We start from the raw sequence: 15,787 nt of genomic DNA on the forward strand, positions 1-15,787 counted from the left end.
CTTGCCACGGCCATGATGCAATCCACACCATGCCCAGAGCCGGTTTTACGTGCAGCGAGCAATTTTCATGGCTGAGAGTCGGGGCTAATCAGGTTCTTTTTTGCCTTGGTCATGAGGACTCGATCGCACGATCAACGGCAAGTATGCCGCCACAGACCCATAGCCCTCAATGCACGTGCTGCTGATGCGTGTTTCGGGCGTGCCCCGCCGGGCGCGGTTGCATGCGCACGCTGTCGCAACACCGTCCCGGCGCGTGCGCAGCGCCGTCCCCGGTGAGCAACTGCGGATGAGCGCCAGCATCGCTGGCGACCGCTGCTGCGGTTGGCTTGCCACTGCGCGGCGGCAACCCTTCAACGCCGTTGCAGACTCGGCACCGCATCGCTCACGTGGGCATGTCGGCGCATGATCCAGTTGAACAACGGCGTTGCCATCAAGGTGGACAGGATCGCCATCAGCACCAGCACCGAGAACAGACCTTGTTCGATCACCCCGGCCTGCAGGCCGATGTTGATGATGATCAACTCCATCAGCCCGCGCGCGTTCATCAGCGACCCGATCGCCATCGCGTCGCGGTTGTTCTCGCCGGTGGCGCGCGCCGCGGCCCAGCAGGCCACGCCCTTGCCCACGAACGAGGCAAGCAGGATCGCCACCCCGGCCAGCATGATCTGCGGCTGCAGCAGCACGCTGAGCTGGGTCTTCAGGCCCGAATAGGTAAAGAACAACGGCAGCAGCAACACCACCACGAATGGCTGCATCATCTCGCGCAGCTTCTCGGTCAGCGGGCCCTTGGGCAGGCAGACGCCGAGCAGGAAGCCGCCGAACACCGCATGGATGCCGATCGCATCCATCGCCCAGGCGCTGACGCAGAACAGCATCAAGACGATCGCCAGCATGCTGTTGCTGAGCGGCTGGTCCGGCACCACGTGGTCGGCCAGCCGGCGCAACAGATGCCGGCCGACGAAGATCATGAATAATGCGTACGCCACGCCGCCGCCGATGGCCAGATACGCACTGCCCCAGCTGCCGCCGAAACTGGCCAACACCACGGCCAGGATGCACCAGGCTGCCGCGTCGTCGAACGCGCCGGCCGTCAACGCCAGCGTGCCCAGCGGGCTCTTGGTCAGACCGCGTTCGTGGATGATGCGCGCCAGCATGGGGAATGCGGTGATCGCGATGGCCGCGCCCAGGAACAGCGATGCCTCCATCAGCTTGGCCTTGTCGGAGAACAGGCCATCCACGGTGAGCAGCCACGGGCACATCGCAAAGGCCAGCGCGAACGGCACGGCGATGCCGGCCAGCGACACGCTCATCGCGCTGCGATAGCGCGCGCGGAAGTGATCGCCACGGAAATCGGTGCCGACCAGGAACATGTACAGGCCCACGCCGAATTGCGCGAACACGTACAGCACGTCCATGGTCTGCTTGGGGAACAGCGCCGCCTGCACGCCCGGCGCCAGCAGGCCGAACAGCGACGGCCCCAGCATCACCCCGGCGATCATCTCGCCGACCACCTGCGGCTGCCCCAGACGCTTGGCCAGCATGCCCACCAACCGACAAACCAGCAGGATCGCCGCGGCCTGTAGAAAAAAATACACCGACATCTGCGGAGTGGTCATGCGTTGGGCAACATCCCTGAGAAGTGCGCGGATCATAACGAGCCAGCCCGGTGGGCGGTAGCGGGCCGGGTGGCGTGGCAGGTCCGCACAGGTTGCGGGCGCCATGCCGGAGGCATGTGCTCGCCATCTCAAGCGCAACCGCAGCGCTCGACTGCAGGTGCTCAAGAACGGCAAACACAACGTAGCGGGCGGTGGTCAGGGGGTAGTGCGAGACAGCGGCCGCCGCACTGAATCCGGGCAGTGGGCGCATCGGCGCAGATCACGGCGCCGATGCGCACAGCAGTGTCCTGTGCGCGGCCCGTCCCACCCGGATCACTGCGGAGCGGCAGCCTTTGCCTGCACCGGCGTCAACACCAGGTCCTGGAAATCGAAGCTGAAATCGGTCAGCGGCGAGATCGCCTGCATGCGCATCTCGCGCACCGCACCATCGGGTGTCAGCGCGAAATTGACGAAGGCATCGGCATTCAAGGAGCGGTCGTCCCAGCGCACGATGAAGCTGTCGTGCTGCCAGTGCTCCAGCGTGCCGACCAATTGCGCCGTCCTGGAGAACTGCAGGCGCAGCCGCTTGCCGTCCTGGCGGACCACGACATCGCCGTACCACGGGTCGCGATAGGTGGCCGCGTAACTGCGCAACGGCAACGACGGCGTCGAACGCGCGGCGCGTGCGTCCTGGTGTTGCTTCCAGCTGGTGTCGGCATCACCGGCCGCCTTCTCCACCGCCTTCACGTAAGCCGCGGTCCAGTCGGTGGGCGGCACCTGCAAGAACGCGTCCAGCACCTGCATCGTCACGGCGTTGAAGGCCGCGCCCACTTCCTGGTTGGTCAACACCACCACACCGAGCGCCTGATCCGGCATCAGGGTCAGCCGCGACACCATGCCCGGCCAGCCGCCGGTGTGCCACACCAGGCGATGGCCACGATAGTCGCTCAAGCTCCAGCCTTCGCCATACCCGGAAAAATTCGGCCGCGTGGCGGCCAGTTCGGGCACCGGCGGCTCGCCGACGTTGATTGGCGTGATCATCGACCACATCTCCTGCTGGCGCGCGGCACTGAACAGTGGTTTGCCATCGGGCAATACCCCACCGGCCAATTGCACCTTCATCCACAACGCCATGTCGTGCGCGCTGGCGTAGATGCCACCGGCACCGGAGTTATTGGACCAGGTCAACGGCGCCACGGTCCGCAGCTGGCTAAAATCGTACTTGGCGTGCCCCACCGCGGCGTGATCGCCGGGCTGCAGGTGATCGGCATTGAAGCGCGTGCCGCGCATGCCCACCGGCGTAAAGATGCGCTGCTGCAGGAAGGCGTCATAGGGTTGCCCGGACGCCTGCTCGATCACCTTCTGCGCCACCGCGTACAGGATGTTGTCGTAGGCGTAGCGATCGCGGAACCCGCCCTGCAACGGCACCTTGGCCAGCCGTTGCACCACTTCTTCGGTGGTATAGCTGGTGCTCGGCCAGAACAACAGGTCGCCCGCACCCAGGCTCAACCCGCTGCGGTGCGCCAGCAGATCGCGGATGCGCATTTCGCCGCTGACGTACGGGTCGGACATGCGGAACCACGGCAGGTGATCGATGACCCTGTCGTCCAGCGAGAGCTTGCCTTCGTCGGCAAGGATCGACAGCGACGCGGCGGTGAACGCCTTGGTGTTGGAGGCGATCGCAAACAACGTGTCGGCCTGCACCGGCTCGGGTTTACCGATCTCGCGCACGCCATAGCCGCGCTCCAGCACCACCTGCCCGTCCTTGACGATGGCCACTGCGATGCCGGGCACGTCGAACTGCTTGCGCACGCGTTCCATCTGCGCATCGAATTGCTGCATGCCGGCCGGCAGCTCCGCCGCCTGCGTCGTTGTCACCAGGGTCGCCAGCATCAGCACGCCTCCCGTCAGCCAGTGGTTCAAGCGCATTGCCATTCCTTGAGATCGATCAGGCCAGGCCGCCGGCACTGTCCAGCGACAGTGGCAGCGGCGTCACCAGCACCCCGTTGCGATCGGCGTACAGCCAGTGCCCCGGCACGAACGCCACACCGGCGAAATTCACCGGCACATCCACATCGCCCAGATCGCGCCGCTCGGTGCGTCGCGGGCAGGCCGCCAGCGCCAGCACGCCCAGCGGCAAGCTCCCCAGGATCTCGACATCGCGCACGCAACCGTGAATCAGCACCCCAGCCCAGCCGTTGGCCACCGCCCGCCCCGCGATCTGGTCGCCCAGCAACGCGTGCTTCAAGGAGCCCTGCCCATCCACCACCAGCACCCGACCATCGCCCGGCGTGGCGGCCAGTTCGCGCGCGCGCGCGTTGTCTTCGACGCAGCGCACCGTCGCGATAGGCCCGGAAAACACATCGCGTCCGCCAAAGTGACGGAAGAGCGGCTCGGCGATGCTCACCTCCGGAAAACGGTCGCACAGATCGGGCGTGGTCCAGGTCATCGATGCGGTCTCATGCGGCGCAGCCGTCATGGTAGCCCGCTGCAAGGACGTCATGCTGCAAGGACGTGATGGGGTGTGCGGCTGCGCTCAGTGCGACAGCTCCGAAGTAGCCGATCTCATGCATGGCAACGCGTAGCATGGCTAACAAACCGGCTGCATGCAGTGCCGGCTAGAGCACGTCCTCAGACACGAATTGAAGGCGATGCGATTCGACCTGCAATGCCGTGATGGGCAACACGCAGTCGCTGCGACGGTCCGCCAGCCAAGCGGGCGCACAATGCTTCCTGGCGGCAATCCTCAGTATTACGCGGTCACTTCGCGCTGCCGATGGTTGCACTGATTTCCGGCGCACCTGTACATGGATTACAGACGGTGAACGTGTTGCCCGCACGCAGTTACCGCGCTGGCGATTTCAGGTTCGCCGGATCAAGCGGCCACGCTCACCGCAACGCACACGACTTCGCCATGGCCGTTAGTCATTCTGGCCTTCGGCCAGTCACCGCCGTGATGCAACCACCGGCTGCTCCCCGGGACGACAGCGGCTTGTTTCATCGCCACACGGAAAGCGACGCACACGCAACCGTTGGCAACCACGCCGCAAGCCATCAGCATGCTCACGCTGCCTCCCGTGCCGATCCGCGAGGCTGCAGGCTGCGCTTGCTGCCCACGTCAAAGCGAGAGCGGCTGCAATCGCGCACTTCCCTGCCAACGCGTTCCGCTGCGATGACCGACCTGTTCGCCTCCACCCCGCCCACCCTCGATGGCATCCACGTCGGCATCGGCGGCTGGGTGTATGCGCCGTGGCGCGCAGGCATGTTCTACCCCGAAGGCCTGGTGCAGCGGCGCGAGCTGGAATACGCCAGCCGCCAGGTCACCGCCATCGAAATCAACGGTACCTACTACGGCGCGCAGCAGCCGGCGACGTATGCGAAATGGCGCGACGAGGTGCCGCCGGGATTCGTGTTCTCTGCCAAGGCGCCGCGGCGCATCACCCAGTCGCGCACGCTGGCCGGCACCGGGACACAGGTGGAAGATTTCATCGGCGGCATTGTCGAGCTCGGCCAGACGTTGGGCCCGTTGGTCTGGCAGTTCGAACATGGGCACCGGCTGCAGGCCGGCGATCTGGAAGGTTTTCTTGCGTTGCTGCCCAAACAGGCAGGCAATCGGCCCCTGCGACACGTACTGGAAATCCGCGACCCCGCGGCCGTGGATACCGCGCTGCTGGCACTGGTACGCCAGCACGGTGTGGCCACGGTGTTCACCGATTCGGATGAGTATCCCTCCTTCGCAGACCTGTCCACGGGGTTTGTCTACGCACGGTTGATGCGCAGCCAGGCACGCCTGCATGCCGGCTATCCGGCACCGGCACTGAAGCGCTGGGCCGAGCGCATCGAGGCCTGGCGGCGCGGCGAAGACCCCGACGATCTACCGCACATCGAAGATCCGTCAAAAGCGTGCAGTGCGGGCCGCGAGGTGTTCGTGTTCTTCATCAGTGCGGCAAAAGAGCGCAATCCGGCAGCGGCGATGGCGCTGTTGAAGGAGTTGTCGGCAGGTTAGCTGCGTCGCCGACAGTGCACGCGATTGTGCGTGCGGCAAGAGCCCTGATGCTGGTGCGTGGCGGACACGTGGTGATGTGTGTCGTCCACGCGCGTGTCCGGTTTGCCACTGACCTGTGCGGTTGCTGGTGCCGTGCGGACCGCATGACGTGCCTGCGGTGATGTTGAATGGTGGTGACTCACGGCGATGCTTCACGCTTCGGGCCGTGGGTAAACCGCCCCCTCACCCCGATCCTTCTCCCGGAGGGAGAGGGGCTCGGTACGGTTCCCGCGCGCGGAGCCTGGCGCTGCAAGAGTGCCGCGCCGCCCGGCGCCGCCGCGATGCATTTCGGCGACAATGGCACATGCCCACGACCGACCTGCGCAAGACGCAACTGCAAATCCATTTCTGCGTCCTGCTCTGGGGGATCACCGCGATCCTGGGCAAATTGATCACGCTACAGGCGTTGCCGCTGGTGTGGTGGCGGATGTTGATCGTGGTCGCGGCGCTGGCGCTGTGGCCGCGTGTCTGGCGCGGGCTGCGCGGTCTGTCCGGGCGGGTGGTCCTGGGCTATTGCGGCATCGGCGCCCTGGTGGCCCTGCACTGGCTGACCTTCTATGGCGCCATCAAGCTGGCCAATGCGTCGGTGGCGGCCACCTGCATCGCGCTCGCCCCGGTCTTTACCGCGGTGATCGAGCCCTGGGTGACGCAGCGGCCGTTCCGCCCGCGCGAGTTGCTGTTCGGCCTGGCGGTGCTGCCCGGGGTGGCGCTGGTGGTGGGCGGCGTGCCGGACGGCATGCGTGCAGGCGTGGTGGTGGGCGCGGTGTCTGCCGTCTTCGTCGGGTTGTTCGGCTCGCTCAACAAGCGCATGGTGGCGCATGCCGATCCGCTCACCGTCACCGCGCTGGAACTGGGCGCCGGCACGCTGACCCTGACCCTGCTGGCACCGGCGATGCCGCTGCTGCTGCCATCGCTGCATGGCGACCTGCTGGTCATTCCCGGCCTGCACGACGGCATCCTGCTGCTGGCCCTGTCGCTGGCCTGCACCCTGCTGCCGTTCGCCCTGGCGCTGGTCGCGCTGCGCCACCTGAGCGCGTATTCGGTGCAGCTGATCACCAACCTCGAACCGGTCTACGCCATCGTGCTGGCCATCGCCCTGCTGGGCGAGCAGCGCGAGCTGACCCTGCAGTTCTATCTTGGCGTGGCGATCATCCTCGGCGCGGTGTTCCTGCATCCGGTGCTGGAACGGCGGCGCAAGGTGGTGCACCCGGAACTGCTGGGCACCGCCGAAGCCAAGAACATCGTCGACTAAGAGCGGCTGACAGAACGTGGCGAGCAGGCGTCAGGTGGGTGTGGGCTGCACGCAGGAACCGGAGTGTACGAGGGGTACATGAGGATTCCGAGCACCGACCGCGCCCGTCTGACGGCTGTGCAGCAGTTTTGCTAGCCGCTCCAAGTCCGCGCCCTAACAGCCTACCGCTCTGGGAGCCGACACGACGACGCGTATGGCACCGACAGGCGCATGCTCGGTGTTCTCTGCGCTGCCTGCATCCAGGCGATAGCCGCTTGCGACGTTGGGCTGGAGCAGCAGGCAACACCATTGCGCAGCCGCCAGGCGGTCGCTGCCAATGCGCAGACGTGGTGTGTACCACCCGTGCAGTCTGGTTCCGAGCGCGTCACCCCACCCACCTGACGACTGCTCGCCGATCAGCCTTGCGGATTACCGTCTTGCCTGCTCCTGCAGTCTGCAGCCAGGCAGTCGCCAAGCACGGCTAGTCCAGCGCCACCACCTGGTCGCGCCCACCGCGCTTGGCGGCATACAACGCCTGGTCGGCACGCTTGATCACCGCCTCCACGCTTTCGTGCGGATACAGCATGGCCACGCCGATGCTTACCGTCACCGGCAAGGCAATCGTCATGGTCGCCACGCTTTGCCGCAGGTATTCGCACTGCACCCGCGCCTGCTGCAGGTCCACATTGGGCAGCAGCAACACGAACTCTTCGCCGCCGTACCGCGCAATGGTGCCGCTACCGGCCACATGCGCGCGCAGCAGCGTGGACAGCTCGCGCAGCACGGCATCGCCCTGGTCGTGCCCATGCACGTCGTTGACCACCTTGAAGTGATCCACGTCCAGCAACGCCACCGACAGCGGCTGGTTGGCCACCCGCGTCTGCTGGGTGGCGGCCGCCAGTGCGGCGGCGAAGGCACGTCGATTGGGCAGGCCGGTCAGTGGATCGGTGCGGGTCTGCTCGACCAGATCGGCGTTGACCGCTTCCATTGCCGCGTAATACTGCGCCATCTGCTGCTCGTACCATTCGCGCTCGCGCAACTGCTGGCGCAGCTGCTTGCCGGCCAGGCGCAGTTCCAGCAAATGCGAGGCCTGCCGGGACAAGGCCTGCAAGGCAGCGCGCTGGTCATCGCGCAGGTGCGCCGGCGCCTGGTCGAACACGCACAGCGAGCCCAGCGGCATGCCTTCGCTGGTGACCAGCGGCGCGCCGGCATAGAAACGCACCGCGCCCTCGCCGGTGACCATCGGGTTATCGAAGAAGCGCGGGTCCAGCAAGGTATCGTCGACGGTCATCACTTCGTCCGGGCGCAGGATGGCGTGCGCGCAGAACGAGATGTCGCGCGGCGCCTCGCTGCGCGGCACGCCATGGGCAGCCTTGAACCACTGCCGGTGCTCGTCCACCAGCACCACCGCCGCCATCTGCGTCTCGCAGACGGTGGAGGCCACCAGGGTCAGGTCGTCGAAGGCGCGCTCGGGCGGCGAATCCAGCAGGTCGTACTGTCGCAGGGCGATCAGCCGTTCGGCTTCGTTTCCCGGCAATTGCGGTTTGATCACGCAGTCAGCCCCCTGCTGAGTGGTTATCGTCGCAAGTATGCCGGAGCCGCATTGGCCAGGCCATGCATGCGCGACTTCGCAGGTGTTCGCACAGCGTGCGGTTCATCCGGCCAGCCGACTTGACCGGCTGACAACACGTCGGCTGACAACATGCCGGCTGACAACACGCCGCTGACAACACGATTGTGCAGCCGCCAGGCGGGCGCGGCCGATGCGCGGTGCGGCATGTACCGCTCGTCCACTCCGGTTCTGCGCGCGTCGTCCACACCCGGCTGACGACTGCTCGCTCCGTTCTCTTGGCCGCTGTTACCAGTCGGTGCGCTGCGGCAGCAAACCACGCAGCTCCGCATCGCTGAGATTGCGCCACTGCCCTGGTTTGAGCGCGGCCAGCTTGATGTTGTCGATCCGCACCCGGCGCAGCTGCGTCACCCGGTAGCCGAACTCGGCGGCCATCAGGCGGATCTGCCGGTTCAAGCCCTGCTCTAGCACGATGCGGAACCCGAACTTGGCGATCCGCGCAGTGCGGCACGGCAACGTGGTCTCGTTGTGGATGCGTACGCCGCGCGCCATGCCGCGCAGGAACTCGTCGGTGACCGGCTTGTTGACCGCCACCAGGTATTCCTTTTGATAGCGGTTCTCTGCGCGCAGGATCTCGTTGACGATGTTGCCGTTGCTGGTCATCAGGATCAGCCCTTCGGAATCCTTGTCCAGCCGGCCGATCGGAAAAATGCGCTGCTCGTGGCCGACGAATTCCACGATATTGCCCTTGACCGAACTCTCGGTGGTGCAGGTGATGCCCACCGGCTTGTTGAGCGCGATGTAGACATGCTTGCGGCCGCCGGGCTTCTTGGCCTCGCGTGCGCGCAGCGGCTGGCCGTCCACCAGCACGGTGTCGTCGTCGCCCACCACCGCACCGGTGCCGGCCAGCATGCCATTGACGGTGACGCGGCGTTCGCCGATCAGGCGGTCGGCCTCGCGGCGCGAGCAAAAGCCGGTATCGGCGATATGTTTGTTGAGTCGGTTGGTCATTTGCCAATTATCGGCGATTTCGGCGGCCGTGCGCCGTCGCCTGCAGGCGGTAGCGCATCACCTGCGTGCTTGGCGGCTTGCGCGACAGTGGCGTATCCCCCAACCAACGCGTGCCCACACGCCGCCAGGATCTCTGGGCCGGATGGCCCGCTGGCGACTGCAATGACCCGCCCTAGCCGCTTACCATCAGCCGCGATTGCGGCGCGATCAGGTCGTCCAGCGGACACGGGCGATGCAGGCTGAACCCCTGCACCTGGCCCACCCCCGCTTCGCGCAGGCCGGGAATGTCGGACTCCGACTCCACGCCTTCTGCCACCACTTCGATCCCCAACGCCAGGCCGACCTGGGCGATCGAGTGTACCGTCGCGCGATCCACCGCATCGTGCGCGTAGTTGCGCACGAAGCCGCAATCGATCTTCAACACATCCACGGTGAACTGCTTGAGGTAGCCGAACGAGGCCAGGCCGCTGCCGAAGTCGTCCAGCGCCACATGGCAGCCGCGCGCACGCACGCTCTGCACGAAGCGCTGCGCATGTTCCAGGTCGCCGATCACCGCAGTCTCGGTGATTTCCATGCACAACTTCGGCACCAGCGCGGGATAGCGCTCGAACAAGGCGCAGACGAAATCGAGAAAATCCGGTTGCGCGATCGATTGCGCGGACAGGTTGACGTGGCACAGGTCCAGCGTGGCCACATGCATCGGGCTGGCGCCCAGCTGCGCGCACAGGGTTTCCAGCACGTAGGCATCGACCATGCGCCCCAGCCCGTAGCGCTCCACCGCCGGCAGGAATTCGCCAGGACTCAGCACCCGCCCGTCGCGCGCGCGCATGCGCACCAGCACTTCGTATTGCAGCCGCCCGGGGTCGCTCAGCACCTGGATCTTCTGCGCATACAACAGCAGGCGTTCTTCGGCGATGGCCTGTTGCACGGCGCTGATCCAGCCACCGTCGTGACGCCGCCGCGCCAGTGCCAGATCGTTTTCGCCGAAGCAGCGAATGCGGTTGCGGCCTTCTTCCTTGGCCGCGAAACAGGCCAGGTCGGCCGCGGTCATCAGGGCATTGACGTCGCTGGCGCCCTGGCGGATCTCCACCACCCCGAAGCTGCAACTCGGCGTCAGCGGCCGGCCGTCCTGGTGGCTCCACGGCTGCCCGAGCACGCCGTGCATGCGCTCCAGCAGCGCTTGCGCCTGCGCCAGGTCGGTATTGGCCAGCAGGATCGCGAACTCGTCGCCGCCCAGCCGCCCCAGCCAGTCGCCGGGACGCAGCTGCATGGTGATGACATCGGCGAAATGGCACAGGAACTTGTCGCCGACCGCGTGCCCGAAGGTGTCGTTGACCAGCTTGAAATGGTCCAGGTCCACGAAGCACAGCGCATGGCGCAGCTGCGGCGACTGCGGCGGCTCGATCAGCCGCAGCAGGCGGCGCTCGATCTCGCGGCGGTTGATCAGGCCGGTCAAGGCATCGTGGCGCGCGTGGAAGGCGACCTCGTCGGCCAGTTCATGCGCGTGCGAGACGTCCTCGATCACTGCCAGCACCAGCGTGGGCTCTTCCGGGCCAGGTTCCACCAGCGAGGCGCTCCAGCGGCCCCACATCACCCCGCCATCGGCCCGCAGGAAGCGCAGCTCGCCCGATTGCATCAGGCGCGGCCAGTCGATCATGCCGCGGCCGTCCAGCACGATGTCGTCCGGATGCATCACGTGCGCCAGCGTGCAGCCCTGCAGTTCGTCCGGGCGGTAGCGCAGGATATTGGCCATCGACGCGTTGGCGTCCAGCACGTGACCACGCAGGTCGAACTTGACCATGCCCAGCGCGGCCTGCTGGAACGCGGTACGAAAACGCCCTTCGTGCGACAGCAGGTAATCGCGGATACGGCGCATCGCCAGCACGCAGGTGGTCAGCATCAGCAGCAAGGTGGCCAGGCTGCAGACCACCATCACGTCGTGCAGCAGGCGCGCGCAGCGGGTCAGCAACACCAGGAATTCGGCCGCATCGCTGCGCATGCGCGCGTCCAGCAGATGCAGCTCGTCGCGCAGCGCCTGCAAGGTGCGCAGGTCCGGCTTGCCGGTGGCCTGTGCCGAGGCGGCACGATCGGCCAGCGCACTCAATTGCAGGATGTCGGCGTCGGTGCGCTTCCACAGCGCAATCGCCTCGCCCAGGTACGGTACGCCCTGGCCATAGCGGTACAGCCGCACCATTTGCGGCATGTCCTCAGGGGCATTGCGGCCAGCGGCCAGACCGGCGTGCACCGCGTCCCAATCGATCACCGGCTGCTCGACCGCAATGCGCGCCGAGCGATCTCCCAGCGGCACGTCCAGCGCGCGGCAGGCTGCCTGCAGGTCGGCCGGATCGCCGCTGCCCAGGTACCGTTCCAGCCAGTACACCGATTCCTGCTGGGCCTTGGACCACTGGCTTTCGCCGACGATCCAGGCGGTTGCGCCGGACTGGGTTTCGATCACCAGCGCCGAGCCCACCGCCATGACCACCGCCATGCCGATCAGCAGCGCCAGGGGCAATGTCAGCCAGCCGCGGACCAGGTGCAGGGTCTGCCCACCACTCTTGCGTGCTGACTGTGCCATTGCCATCCGTCCTTCACCGCCCCGGTGCGATTCAGGCGCCCAGTGGGCGCCTGAAGGCAGTAGCGGCCGCAACGGCGCACTCTGTATGGCCGGGCTCGCTTATCGGGACACGGGGACAGCTTGCGGAGCCGGTCGATCCCGGGCCTGCGCGACCGCCTCGGAACAGGGACGGCGCGCCGGCGATGCTATGTCTCTGAGAACATAGCGATTCCGGCCATGCGATGCGGACCCAGCCTGCGATACCACCACCGGTGGTGGCCTGGAGCGGCCAATACCACCGCGCAGGCAGCCGTCAGGGGGTGTGGCGGGTGCACTCAGAACCGGAGGGCACGCGCGGTGCATGCCGAGTGCGGGCACCGGCAGCGCGCGCCCGGTGGCGGCGCAGTCGGCGCGCGACCCGCGCTTACTCGCCGCGCGGCTTGGGCGGGCCCTTGCGGTGCGGCGCGCCGGCGCGGTCCATCGGACGCCCCGGGCCATTCGGACGGCCGGACGGCTTGCCACCGCGCGGGAAGCGCGGCTTGGACGGCGCGGCGGCCGCCTCGCCGTCTTCCAGCTTGCGCATGTTGAGCTGCTGGCCGGACACCCAGACCTTCTTCAGGTGCTGCAGCAATTCGCGCGGCATGTCGGCCGGCAGGTCCAGGATCGAGTAATCGTCCTGGATGTCGATGCGGCCGATGTAACGGCTTTCCAGACCGGCCTCGTTGGCGATCGCGCCGACGATGTTGGCCGGCTTCACGCCGTGGCTGTGGCCCACTTCGATGCGATAGCTCTCCATGCCGAACTCCGGTTCGCCACGCGGGGCCGGCTCACGGCGCGGACGCTCGTTGCCGGCATCCTCGCCACGCGGCGGGCGCGGTGCGCGGTCGCCGTCGGCACGCGGGCCACGCTCGAACTTGGGCTCGAAGCGCGGACGATCGCCGCGGTCGGCACGCTCATGACGCTCGCGCGGTGCAGTGTCCTCGCGCGCACCACGCACCGGCGGGGTCAGCAGGAACGGCGCATCGCCCTGCAGCAGCTTGGCCATGGCGGCGGCGATATCGATTGCCGGCACGTTGTTTTCGGCCTCATAGCGCTGCAGCAGATCGCGATACATCTCGATCTGGCCGCCAGTCAGGGTCTCGGTGATGCGGGTCATGAAGCGCGCCACGCGGGTGTCATTGACCGCATCCACGCTCGGCAGCTGCATTTCTTCGATCGGCTGGCGGGTGGCGCGCTCGATCGAACGCAGCATGCCCTTCTCGCGCGGGGTGACGAACAGGATCGCCTCGCCACTGCGGCCGGCACGGCCGGTACGGCCGATGCGGTGCACATAGCTTTCGGTATCGTACGGAATGTCGTAGTTCAGCACGTGGCTGATGCGCTCCACGTCCAGGCCGCGCGCGGCCACGTCGGTGGCGACCAGGATGTCCAGCTTGCCGTCCTTGAGCTGGGCAATGGTCTTCTCACGTGCTGCCTGCTGCATGTCGCCGTTGATGGCGGCGGCAGCCATGCCGCGCGCCTGCAGCTTCTGCGCCAGCTCTTCGGTGGCGGCCTTGGTGCGCGCGAAGATGATCATGCCGTCGAACGGCTCCACTTCCAGGATGCGGGTCAGCGCGTCCAGCTTGTGCAGCCCGCTCACCCACCAGTAACGCTGGCGGATATTGGCCGAAGTGGTGGTCTTGGCCGCGATGGTGACTTCGGCCGGGTCTTTCAGATAGGTCTGCGCGATCCGGCGGATGGCCGGCGGCATGGTGGCCGAGAACAGCGCCACCTGGCGCTGCTCGGGCAGCTTCTTCAGCACGGCCTCGACGTCGTCGATGAAGCCCATGCGCAGCATTTCGTCGGCTTCGTCCAGCACCAGCGTCTTCAGCTGCGACAGGTCCAGGGTGCCGCGGTCCAGGTGATCGATCACCCGGCCCGGGGTGCCCACCACCACATGCACGCCGCGCTTGAGCGCACTGAGCTGCTGGGCGTAGGGCTGGCCGCCGTAGACCGGCAGCACACGGAAGCCGGGAATGGCTTCGGCATACTTCTGGAACGCCTCGGCGACCTGGATGGCCAGCTCGCGGGTCGGAGCCAGCACCAGCGCCTGCGGCTTGACCTGGTGCAGGTCGGCATTGGACAGCACCGGCAGCGCGAACGCGGCGGTCTTGCCGGTACCGGTCTGGGCCTGGCCGAGCACGTCGCGGCCGGCCAGCAGCGCCGGGATGGTGGCGGCCTGGATCGGCGAAGGGGTCTCGTAGCCGACGGCGGCAACGGCCTTCATCACAGCGTCCGAGAGGCCGAGGTCTGCAAACAGCAGCGGCGCGGAAGATTCTTGGGTCATGGGTAACTCCGGGGGCGCTGCACGGAGCCGGCAGGCGCAAAGCAGCATAGTGTGCGCCTTTACCCCCCTGCTGTCGAAGGGCCGTGACAGTCCGTTCAGGTTGTGAGGATTCGCCCGGGCCAGCGAATCATCCCCTCACGCCAACCTTTTCTCCTCTTCACGCCATGCCTCATGCGTCTGGACATAGACCTCCAAGCCCGTTTCAGCAGCCTGTTGCAGCAGCACCGCGGCATCGTGCTGAAGGTCGCGGCCAGCTATTGCTGCGACCGCGACGAGCTCGCCCAGGAAATCGCCGCCCAGCTGTGGCGGGCCTTCCCCAGCTACGGCCCGGGCCGGCGCCTTCCACCCGGATGTATCGCATCGCGCTGAACGTGGCGATCAGCGACCTGCGCGGCCGCAGCCGTCTGCCCGGCGAACCGATCGCGCTGGATGCGGTGGCGATCGCATCGCCGATCCGCTGGCGCACGACCCCGTCCGCGAGCAGCAGGTGCATGCGCTCTACGCCTTCATCGCGCAACACCCGTCGCTGGAGCGTGCCCTGTTGCCGCTCTATCTGGACCAACACAGCTACCGCGAGATCGGCGCGGTGCTCGGCATCAGCCAGACCAATGTCGCCACCAAACTCAGCCGCCTGAAAGCCCGCATTCGCACCGACCTCTGACCCCACCACCGCACTGGAGCCGCCATGGAACTGGATGACATGCACCACGCCTGGACTACCCTGGAACACCGCCTGGACCAACAGGCCGCGCAGATCGGCCAATTGCGTGAGCAAGCCCACGGCCACGCCGCGCACGCCAGCCTGCGCCCGCTGTGGCTGGGCCAATCGGCGCAGCTGCTGTGCGCCATCGCGCTGGGCAGCGTGGTGGCACGCAGCTGGAGCGGCAGCGGCGACGACATGGCGGCGATCATCGGCGGCGTGCTGCTGCAGCTGTGGTGTGTGGCGCTGTCGGCGCTGCGGCAACTGCAGCGGCTGGCGCGACTGGACTTTGCCGGGCCGCTGCTGCAGACCCAGCAGGCGCTCGCGCAGCCGCGCCGCTGGCGCACACGGGTGGCGCCTTGGCTAGGCATGGCGTGCTGGCTGCTGTGGGTGGCGGTGGCCGACAGCCTCCGGCGCAGGCTCACCGGTATCGGCCTGCCTCACAGGTGGCTGCTGCTCAATGCGGTCTTCGGCGTGATCGGCATCGTCGGCACCTGGTATGGCTATCGGCGCCTGCAGCGCGCCCGCCATCCCTGGCTGGATCGCCTGGACGACGCACATGCCGGGCGCGGCATGACCCGCGCAACACGCCTGCTGGCCGAGATCGCGCGCTTCCGGCGCGAGTGAGCGTACCGGGTTGCGTCGAATGCGCCCCTCCTGGCCCGGGCATTATCCGGGCCAGGACCACCAGCGGCGTGCGCCATTGCGACGCCATCGGTGGTGGTGCTACCGGCTGCCGCAGGCGGATAATCGCC

10 protein-coding genes, 2 other RNA genes and 1 pseudogene are annotated in these 15,787 nt (G+C 67.0%); 5 read left to right on the forward strand and 8 right to left on the reverse strand.

All coding sequences use genetic code 11. The features are described 5' to 3' along the window. Nucleotides 1-350: 350 nt before the first annotated feature. From XCSCFBP4642_RS0115845 to rraA, 3 genes are all read right to left on the reverse strand, one after another. Nucleotides 351-1,616: a cation:proton antiporter gene (locus XCSCFBP4642_RS0115845; RefSeq protein WP_029220658.1), complete on the reverse strand. Its 1,266-nt coding sequence runs from the start codon at nt 1,614-1,616 to the stop codon at nt 351-353. Between the two features lie 312 nt (nt 1,617-1,928). Beyond that, nucleotides 1,929-3,524: a serine hydrolase gene (locus XCSCFBP4642_RS0115850; protein ID WP_029220659.1), complete on the reverse strand. Its 1,596-nt coding sequence runs from the start codon at nt 3,522-3,524 to the stop codon at nt 1,929-1,931. Nucleotides 3,525-3,543: 19 nt separating this feature from the next. Continuing rightward, nucleotides 3,544-4,044: a ribonuclease E activity regulator RraA gene (gene rraA, locus XCSCFBP4642_RS0115855; RefSeq protein ID WP_029220660.1), complete on the reverse strand. Its 501-nt coding sequence runs from the start codon at nt 4,042-4,044 to the stop codon at nt 3,544-3,546. Nucleotides 4,045-4,767: 723 nt separating this feature from the next. Here rraA and XCSCFBP4642_RS0115860 point away from each other — a divergent pair. Next, complete coding sequence (locus XCSCFBP4642_RS0115860) at nt 4,768-5,601, forward strand: DUF72 domain-containing protein (RefSeq protein ID WP_029220661.1); 834 nt, start codon at nt 4,768-4,770, stop codon at nt 5,599-5,601. A gap of 343 nt (nt 5,602-5,944) precedes the next feature. After that, nucleotides 5,945-6,892: a DMT family transporter gene (locus XCSCFBP4642_RS0115865; protein WP_029220662.1), complete on the forward strand. Its 948-nt coding sequence runs from the start codon at nt 5,945-5,947 to the stop codon at nt 6,890-6,892. Between the two features lie 4 nt (nt 6,893-6,896). On the opposite strand, the gene XCSCFBP4642_RS27280 is transcribed toward XCSCFBP4642_RS0115865, so the two are convergent. Together XCSCFBP4642_RS27280 and XCSCFBP4642_RS0115870 are read right to left on the reverse strand one after the other, a co-directional pair. Continuing rightward, nucleotides 6,897-6,972, reverse strand: a non-coding RNA gene (locus XCSCFBP4642_RS27280) — sX9 sRNA. 380 nt (nt 6,973-7,352) lie between these two features. Beyond that, nucleotides 7,353-8,462 carry a GGDEF domain-containing protein gene (locus XCSCFBP4642_RS0115870; protein WP_425480198.1) on the reverse strand — a complete coding sequence of 370 codons (1,110 nt, stop codon included), beginning with the start codon at nt 8,460-8,462 and terminating at the stop codon, nt 7,353-7,355. Nucleotides 8,463-8,648: 186 nt separating this feature from the next. Between XCSCFBP4642_RS0115870 and XCSCFBP4642_RS27285 the strand changes: the two genes are divergently transcribed. Next, nucleotides 8,649-8,725, forward strand: a non-coding RNA gene (locus tag XCSCFBP4642_RS27285) — sX9 sRNA. A 4-nt stretch (nt 8,726-8,729) separates the two neighbouring features. Here the strand turns inward: XCSCFBP4642_RS27285 and XCSCFBP4642_RS0115875 are convergent. The 3 genes from XCSCFBP4642_RS0115875 to XCSCFBP4642_RS0115885 all read right to left on the reverse strand — a co-directional run bounded on the left by XCSCFBP4642_RS0115875 (nt 8,730) and on the right by XCSCFBP4642_RS0115885 (nt 14,332). Then, nucleotides 8,730-9,452, reverse strand: coding sequence for a pseudouridine synthase (locus tag XCSCFBP4642_RS0115875; protein WP_029220664.1), 723 nt, complete (start codon nt 9,450-9,452; stop codon nt 8,730-8,732). Between the two features lie 172 nt (nt 9,453-9,624). Beyond that, nucleotides 9,625-12,027 carry a putative bifunctional diguanylate cyclase/phosphodiesterase gene (locus XCSCFBP4642_RS0115880; RefSeq protein ID WP_029220665.1) on the reverse strand — a complete coding sequence of 801 codons (2,403 nt, stop codon included), beginning with the start codon at nt 12,025-12,027 and terminating at the stop codon, nt 9,625-9,627. A gap of 403 nt (nt 12,028-12,430) precedes the next feature. Beyond that, a complete protein-coding gene (locus XCSCFBP4642_RS0115885; protein WP_029220666.1) occupies nt 12,431-14,332 on the reverse strand; it encodes a DEAD/DEAH box helicase in 1,902 nt (633 codons plus the stop codon). Between the two features lie 171 nt (nt 14,333-14,503). Between XCSCFBP4642_RS0115885 and XCSCFBP4642_RS25920 the strand changes: the two are divergent. Next, nucleotides 14,504-14,993 (forward strand): annotated as a pseudogene (locus tag XCSCFBP4642_RS25920) (RNA polymerase sigma factor). Between the two features lie 24 nt (nt 14,994-15,017). Continuing rightward, nucleotides 15,018-15,659, forward strand: a complete 642-nt coding sequence (locus tag XCSCFBP4642_RS0115895; protein ID WP_029220667.1) for a hypothetical protein — start codon at nt 15,018-15,020, stop codon at nt 15,657-15,659. Nucleotides 15,660-15,787: the final 128 nt, after the last annotated feature.

The sequence above is a fragment of the Xanthomonas cassavae CFBP 4642 genome (assembly GCF_000454545.1).
Lineage (GTDB): Bacteria > Pseudomonadota > Gammaproteobacteria > Xanthomonadales > Xanthomonadaceae > Xanthomonas > Xanthomonas cassavae.

Bases quoted from the DNA above. Each gene is read 5' to 3' on its own strand.
- XCSCFBP4642_RS0115845 (WP_029220658.1), bottom strand. From the start codon at position 1,616: ATGACCACTCCGCAGATGTCGGTGTATTTTTTTCTACAGGCCGCGGCG.
- XCSCFBP4642_RS0115850 (WP_029220659.1), bottom strand. From the start codon at position 3,524: ATGCGCTTGAACCACTGGCTGACGGGAGGCGTGCTGATGCTGGCGACC.
- rraA (WP_029220660.1), bottom strand. From the start codon at position 4,044: ATGACCTGGACCACGCCCGATCTGTGCGACCGTTTTCCGGAGGTGAGC.
- XCSCFBP4642_RS0115860 (WP_029220661.1), top strand. From the start codon at position 4,768: ATGACCGACCTGTTCGCCTCCACCCCGCCCACCCTCGATGGCATCCAC.
- XCSCFBP4642_RS0115865 (WP_029220662.1), top strand. From the start codon at position 5,945: ATGCCCACGACCGACCTGCGCAAGACGCAACTGCAAATCCATTTCTGC.
- XCSCFBP4642_RS0115875 (WP_029220664.1), bottom strand. From the start codon at position 9,452: ATGACCAACCGACTCAACAAACATATCGCCGATACCGGCTTTTGCTCG.
- XCSCFBP4642_RS0115880 (WP_029220665.1), bottom strand. From the start codon at position 12,027: ATGGCACAGTCAGCACGCAAGAGTGGTGGGCAGACCCTGCACCTGGTC.
- XCSCFBP4642_RS0115885 (WP_029220666.1), bottom strand. From the start codon at position 14,332: ATGACCCAAGAATCTTCCGCGCCGCTGCTGTTTGCAGACCTCGGCCTC.
- XCSCFBP4642_RS0115895 (WP_029220667.1), top strand. From the start codon at position 15,018: ATGGAACTGGATGACATGCACCACGCCTGGACTACCCTGGAACACCGC.